Consider the following 6165-nt stretch of genomic DNA (forward strand, 5'->3'; position numbering starts at 1 on the left):
GCTGAGAGCGGCCGGGGCTTTCTGCTGTCCGGGGGTGGGGGACCGGGGTGGTCAGGGTTGGGTGAGGGCCCAGATACCCACGGCGAAGCAGATCAGGGCCAGCAGGAGTACGGGGATCGTGACACGGGTGGTGGGGCCCGGGCGGCGGTGGGAGACGGGGCGGAGGGTCTGGGGGGTCTGGGCGGTGTAGGTGCTGGTGGGTGTGGGGTGGGGGACCGGGGCGGTCGGGCCGGTGGGGGTGGTGAGGGGGTCGTGGTGGGGGGAGGGTGAGGCGTGGGCCGGGGCATAGCCCGCTGACGGGAGGATGGCCGGCAGGGGGGTGGGTGGGAGAGGGGCCCGGGCCGGGTGGGCGGAAGGCGAGGGGCCCGGTGCTGGGGTGGGGGTCGTGGGCGGGGGTGGAGGGCCGGTCGGCTGGGCCGGGTGAGGGGGTGGGGTCGGCGGCTGGCGGGGCGGGGGCGGGACCGGGAGGCCACCGGTTGGTGGTGGAGGGAGGGGTGGTCGGAGGAGGGAGTGGGCGCCGGTTTCCGGAGTGGTGTGGGGGCGGGGAGGGATCGGTGAGGGGGTCTGCTCCGGTGGGGCGGGGGGTGGTGGGGCCATGGAGCCCGGGGTGGGCGGTTGGTCCGGGCCGTCCGGGCCGAAGCCCGGGGGCAGCGGGCCGAGTTGGTCGAAGATCTCGACGGGTTCGTCGTCGGGACCCGCCTCGGGGAGCAGTTCCAGCGCCGAGGCCAGCATCTTGCGCGCACCGGTCGCGGTCTTGAAGCGGTCCTCCGGGTCCGGCTGGAGAAGGTTGGCCAGGACCTCCCAGAGGGGTTCGGGGATGCCTCGGGGAGCGCCGGGGGTGCCATGGGCGGCGAAGTGCTCCACCAGTGCGATCGAGTCGGGCTTCTGCCCTTCGAGGAGATAGAGGGCGACCAAGCCGACGGCGAAGAGGTCGGCGGCGAAGTCCGGTTCAGCCCCGGCCATCTGCTCGGGCGCGAAGTATCCCGGCGTGCCGACCACGTAGTTGGTCTCGGTCAGCCGGGGTTCTCCCTTTCTCAGGGAGATGCCGAAGTCGGAGAGACGCACATGGGGACGGCGGGTGCCGGTGGCTTCCAGCAGGACGTTCGCCGGTTTGATGTCGCGGTGGACGACCCCCTCGGCGTGGACCGCCGCCAGTCCTGAGAGCAACTGGTCGAGCAGGGTGCACACATAGTGGGGCGGAAGCGGGCCATAGTCGCCGATCACATGCGCGAGCGAGCCACCGCTCACCAGCTCCATGGTGAACAGGACCTTGTCGTCGTCCGCGGCCCAGCTGGCCGGGGCGAGCACATGAGGGTGGTCGATCCGCAGCGCCTGTTCACGGACGAAGCGCAGCAGGGTGTGCGCGTCGCTCTGCTGGAGCACCTTGGCCGCCACATAGCGGCGTCTGCGATGGTCCCAGGCGCGCCAGACGGCACCGACACCACCGCGTCCGATCGGGTCGACCAGTTCGTACCGACCGGCGAAGACCTCACCCATCGCGCTGTGTTCGCTCCCCGTTCCCTTGTGAGGCACTGGTGCGCCGGACCGGCCTCGTGGTCAGCTCGGAATCTGTTCGGGGCCGCCCGGCCACGCCCGGTCGGCTATCGGTTGGCTTGTTGTTCGGCTCCTGAAAGTTGCCCGGGTCGTGAGGTCAGCTCTGGTGCGACTCGTAGTGGGCGACGGCGTCCGCGGTCCGTCCGGCCCCGTACACCCGCAGGAACTCCGCCAGCTCCGGATGGGTGGGGGCGAGGGAGTCAGCCGCGTCGATGATGTCCCCCGCCGCGGCCACCGACCGCAGCAGCGACTGGATCTCCCGCACCACGCGGCGCACGGTGGGCGCGCCCGAGCTGCTGGTGGTCTGGCTGGTGCCGGTGAGGACGGAGCCGCCCTGGGACTTCTTGATCTCCTCCATGCGGTCGGTGGCCTCGACGGCGCTCACACTGCCGTCGGCCACCTGTCCGGCCAGTTCCTGGAGGGCCTGTACCCGCTGCACCACCGCGGGGTTCCCGATCTTGGCCCGCTGGCCGCTCATCAGCTGCGACAGCATGGGGGCCGACAGTCCCAGCACGGCCGCGAGGCGTGCCTGGTTCAGCCCGAGATCGTCTATCAACCGACGGAAGAGGGCGCCCAGCGGCTCTCCGTACCAGCTTCGCTGCAGCTCACGGGCTCTGGCGGTTGTTTCTTGCTGAGCAGCGTCCATCTGCGTCTCCCCATCGCTCCCGGAAGCGGGCTTCGCTGGTGCGAACCTCGACCAGCATCTTACGGAGAGTGGTCGTGCGCCGGGAGTCCCCATCCTTTTGCAGGATCGCGGGGAACACCCGGTACTCTGGGCTGCGATGGTGACGGTGACCTCGTCGGGGTCACTATGGTTGTCCGTCCGGGGCCTTAGCTCAGTTGGTAGAGCGCTGTCTTTGCATGGCAGATGTCAGGGGTTCGACTCCCCTAGGCTCCACCGTGATAGACCCCTCTGATCTGCGGAAACGCGATCGGAGGGGTCTTTTTTCGTTGAGGGGTGAAGGTCGGCGGGTGCAGGGAGGGCGCGGTGTTGACGCGCCCTGGTGGGCCGGGTCTCCCGGGATGTTTCACGTGAAACGTGGTGGGGGTTTTCCGTGGTGCTGAGGAGCATGGCGGGGCGGAACGTGGCTCCGGGGTGTGAAGATCCAGGCGGTCCGCTACGGCGGTATGGATCTGTGGGCGCCCGTCTGAAGCCTCCGTCGCAGGAATGGCGCCACCCGGGTCCCCCTTCCAGAGCCGGCGCCCTCGGTCCGGGGGGAGCGTCGTGCTGGCCGCCCGGTGGCGTGGGTGGCAGGACGTATGGCCGTGGCTATCGACCTCCGCCGGGGTGTCCTCGCGATCCGTGCGCTCGGCCGTATCGACGCCGAACCGCGTCGGCCGCCACGGAAGGAGGTGGCGGGGACCACGGTGAACCGGGAAAGGGACTCTCCTGGCTCGGGTGCGCGAGGGGTCGCCGACGGTCGTGACGATGGCCCCGGATCCTCGACGGGCCCTGGCTCAGCGGTGCGGAAGTGCTGGTGACGGCGGTTGTGGTGTCCCGCTCCGGGGAGGTTTGACAGTGGTCCGGGCATGCGGAAGTCTCGGCTGGCAGATGGATGACGACCGGAACAGCCGAGAGGGCCGCGCGTGACCAGTGAGGAGCTGTTGGCTGTGCTCGCTGCCGTGGGCCATGCACAGCGGCTCCGGGTCGTCGCCGAGTTGGCCGGTGGCCGGATGTACGTCAGTGAACTGGCCCGGCGGTTGGGGGTCTCGCGCCCTCTGCTCTATATGCATCTGGAACGTCTGGAGAAGGCTGGGCTCGTCGTTGGCAGCCTGGAGCTCTCCTCGGATGGCAAGGCACTGAAGTACTTCGAGCTGACAGACTTCGACCTTCATGTGACCGCCGAGACGATCATCGCCGCCGTACGAGCCGACGACAGCGCGGCGCACGGGGCGATGACCGGGGACGCTTCGGTGGCGCCAGGGGATGACAAGGTGAAGAAGGGGAAGCGCACATGACAGGCGCGGTTGTTGCCATCGCCATCGTGCTGATCGTCGTCGGCGGCATCACGGCGAGTGTGGTCGCGTACTTCAGACTCCAGCGGCACCGGGCGGACGCGGCGGCGGTGGAGTCCTACCGCAAGCTCGCCGAGGAGGCGGCCGTCAACCACAGCGTCCTCCAGAGTCAGCTCGCCGATCTGACCGGTCGGGTCAAGGGCATCGAGGGACTGCTCCGCAGCGTCGACTGACGCTCGCCGTCGGTGGACGCTGGGACGGCCCTGGGCGGGGGGACGCTCGTGCGGCGCGCTGTGCGGTCTGTTCCCGCGCCCCCGTCCGCCTGTAGGGCCGCTCACTTCACGGTCCTGCCGTCCCCGGGTGCCCTGAGGAACGCCCGTCCCCGAGGGCGTGTTTCACGTGAAACATCGCGGCAGGGAACGAGAGAGCGGTCCGGGGCCGCACGGCTGAAGCGGGCCGACCTGGTGGTGTCGCGGTGCGGGGTGTTGTACCCAGGCGCCCGGCCGTCGGACGGGAGCACCGGAGGCCGGGAGCGGACGTCAATCGCGGGTGCCCGCCACTCCCGCTGGACGGTTACGGAGCACCAGTCCCGCCGAGACCAGTGTGGTCAGCAGGGTCAGCCCGAAGGCCGAGAGCACCACGGCCGTGAAGATCAGCGGTGAGCCCTCGGGCATGGGCGAACCGAGCACGCTGATGCTCAGCGGTATCAGCGTCAGCAGGGCCACCACCGCTCCGAGCGTGATCCCCGCCAGGGCGACCAGGACGGCCTCCACGGTCATCATCCGCATCACCTGGCGCCGGGTGGCGCCGATCAGACGCTGGAGCAGAAACTCCCGGCGCCGTTCGGTCGTGGCCATCACCTGGGTGTTGACCAGCGCGATCGTCGAGTACCCCACGACCACGGCGAGCACGAGATAGGACATCGATGCCTGGGTCTCATCGCCCTTCGCGTGGAGATCGGCGAGGTCGGTGCGGTCCGCCACCATCAGGCCGGGCTGCTGGGCGGAGAGCTTCGACAGGGTCTGTCGCAGCTCGGAGACGCTGGTGTCCTCGGTGGCCCGGACCATGATCTGGGGCACCAGACCCTGGTAGGTGTGCGGGGCCATCAGGGCCGCGGGCAGCAGCGCCGTCTCATAGCCACGGCGGCCATCGACCGTGGCCACCAGTTCCAGTCGGACCCGGGAGCCGTCGCCGAGGCGCATCGGAACGGAGTCGCCGAGCTCGTAGCCGCTTTCCCGGGCGAACGCGCCGGGCAGGGCCACGGTCTCACCGCTCAGCCGGTCAAGGCTGCCGCTGGCGGCGTGGTAGCCGGTGGTCTTCTCCAGGCCCTCATGGGTGACACCGAGCAGAGGCACTTCGATGGGGTCGGCCTCCTCGGGGTTCTCCCCGGCGTCGCGCCGCTCGATATAGCCGAGGCTGTTGATCCGGGCGGAGGCCGCGGCGACGCCGGGCTGGCTCCGTACCGTCGCGACCATCTCCAGTGGCAGTCCGCCGACGGCGGAGGCGACCGTCAGATCGGCGCGCAGGCTCTCCTCGAAGGCCCGCTCCGAGCCGGTGGACTGGGTGGTCTGAAGGTAGATCAGCGCGCTGGCCAGGCCGGTGGCGAGCATGACGGGCATCACCGCGCCCGCCAGCCGGGTGGCGCGGGCCTTCGCGTTGGCGGCGGCGAGCTGTCCGGCGAGACCGGTGAAGGTACACAGCGGCCGGCGGACGACCGCCACCACGGCTGTGCTGAGGGTGGGGCCGAGCAGCCCGAAGCCGGCGGTCCAGAGCATGGCGGCGGGGGTGGCGGTGCTGCCCGCGGTGGGGCCGTCCATATGGGCGGTGACCAGGGCCAGGGCGGTAGCGCCACCGAGGCAGAGCAGAGCGAAGACCACCCGGACCCGGCTGAGTCGGCCCTTCTCCACCGCCGCCTCGGCCAGGGCCTCGGTGGGCCGGGTCAGGGCCGGGCGCCGGGCGGCGATGAACGCGGCGCCCACGGCGGAGATCAGCCCGGTGGCGGCGCCGATCACCAGCGGGACCCAGGCCGCCCGGTAGGCGATGCCCTCGGAGACCACGTCCGCCGAGGCGAAGGCGTCCAGCAGCCAGCGGCCCAGGAGCGGTCCGGGGAGGGTGGCGAGGGCGGTGGCGATGATGGAGATCAACAGGGTCTCGCCGACGATGAGCCGCCGTAGCTGGCCGGGGGTGGTGCCGATCGCCCGCAGGAGGGCCATCTCGCGCTGGCGCTGCTGGATGGAGAGGCTCAGGGTGCTGGAGACCACGAACACGGTGACCATCGCGGAGAGCCCGCCGAAGACCGAGGCGAGGGTGATCAGCTTGGAGCCGTCCGGCACGATGCCGGGGTCCTCGGCCCGGCCGCGTTCATCGCCGGAGAGTACGGAGACGGGCCGGTCGCCGACGGCCTGCTCCACGGCCCGCTGGACAGTGTCGACGGAGGTCCCGGGAGTGGTGAGGATCCCGATGGCGTCGGCGGTGCCGGGTCGTCCGGAGGCGGTGGCGGCGTCCGTATCGGCCAGGAAGACCGTCTCGGCCGCGCCGGGGCCGGTCACCAGCGCGGACACGGTGTACTCCCGGGCGCCGTCACGGGTGATCACGGCCGCCTTCTCCCCGGGCCGCAGCCCGGTGCGCTCGGCGAGCCGCTCATCGAGGGCGATC

The 6165-nt window shown here is 70.9% G+C and carries 5 protein-coding genes and 1 tRNA gene; 3 read left to right on the forward strand and 3 right to left on the reverse strand.

The window, feature by feature from the left end; all coding sequences use genetic code 11:
- Positions 1-51 precede the first annotated feature (51 nt).
- Both ACFVIM_RS31600 and ACFVIM_RS31605 read right to left on the reverse strand, forming a co-directional pair.
- Positions 52-1497, reverse strand: a complete 1446-nt coding sequence (locus ACFVIM_RS31600) for a protein kinase (protein WP_384308725.1) — start codon at positions 1495-1497, stop codon at positions 52-54.
- Positions 1498-1651: 154 nt separating this feature from the next.
- The gene (locus ACFVIM_RS31605) at positions 1652-2200 is read right to left on the reverse strand and encodes a helix-turn-helix domain-containing protein (protein ID WP_384308728.1); all 549 of its coding nucleotides are present in this window, start codon (positions 2198-2200) and stop codon (positions 1652-1654) included.
- 179 nt (positions 2201-2379) lie between these two features.
- Between ACFVIM_RS31605 and ACFVIM_RS31610 the strand changes: the two genes are divergently transcribed.
- The 3 genes from ACFVIM_RS31610 to ACFVIM_RS31620 all read left to right on the forward strand — a co-directional run bounded on the left by ACFVIM_RS31610 (position 2380) and on the right by ACFVIM_RS31620 (position 3743).
- A tRNA-Ala gene (locus tag ACFVIM_RS31610) sits at positions 2380-2452 on the forward strand.
- A gap of 689 nt (positions 2453-3141) precedes the next feature.
- A complete protein-coding gene (locus ACFVIM_RS31615; protein WP_384308731.1) occupies positions 3142-3513 on the forward strand; it encodes an ArsR/SmtB family transcription factor in 372 nt (123 codons plus the stop codon).
- Positions 3510-3743 carry a hypothetical protein gene (locus ACFVIM_RS31620; RefSeq protein ID WP_384308734.1) on the forward strand — a complete coding sequence of 78 codons (234 nt, stop codon included), beginning with the start codon at positions 3510-3512 and terminating at the stop codon, positions 3741-3743. The genes ACFVIM_RS31615 and ACFVIM_RS31620 overlap by 4 nt, the downstream gene beginning before the upstream one ends.
- Positions 3744-4049: 306 nt before the next feature.
- Here ACFVIM_RS31620 and ACFVIM_RS31625 read toward each other — a convergent pair.
- The coding region (locus ACFVIM_RS31625) for an ABC transporter permease (protein WP_384308737.1) at positions 4050-6165 on the reverse strand (2116 nt) is incomplete at its 5' end.

Source organism: Streptomyces sp. NPDC057638 (genome assembly GCF_042800315.1).
GTDB lineage: Bacteria > Actinomycetota > Actinomycetes > Streptomycetales > Streptomycetaceae > Streptomyces.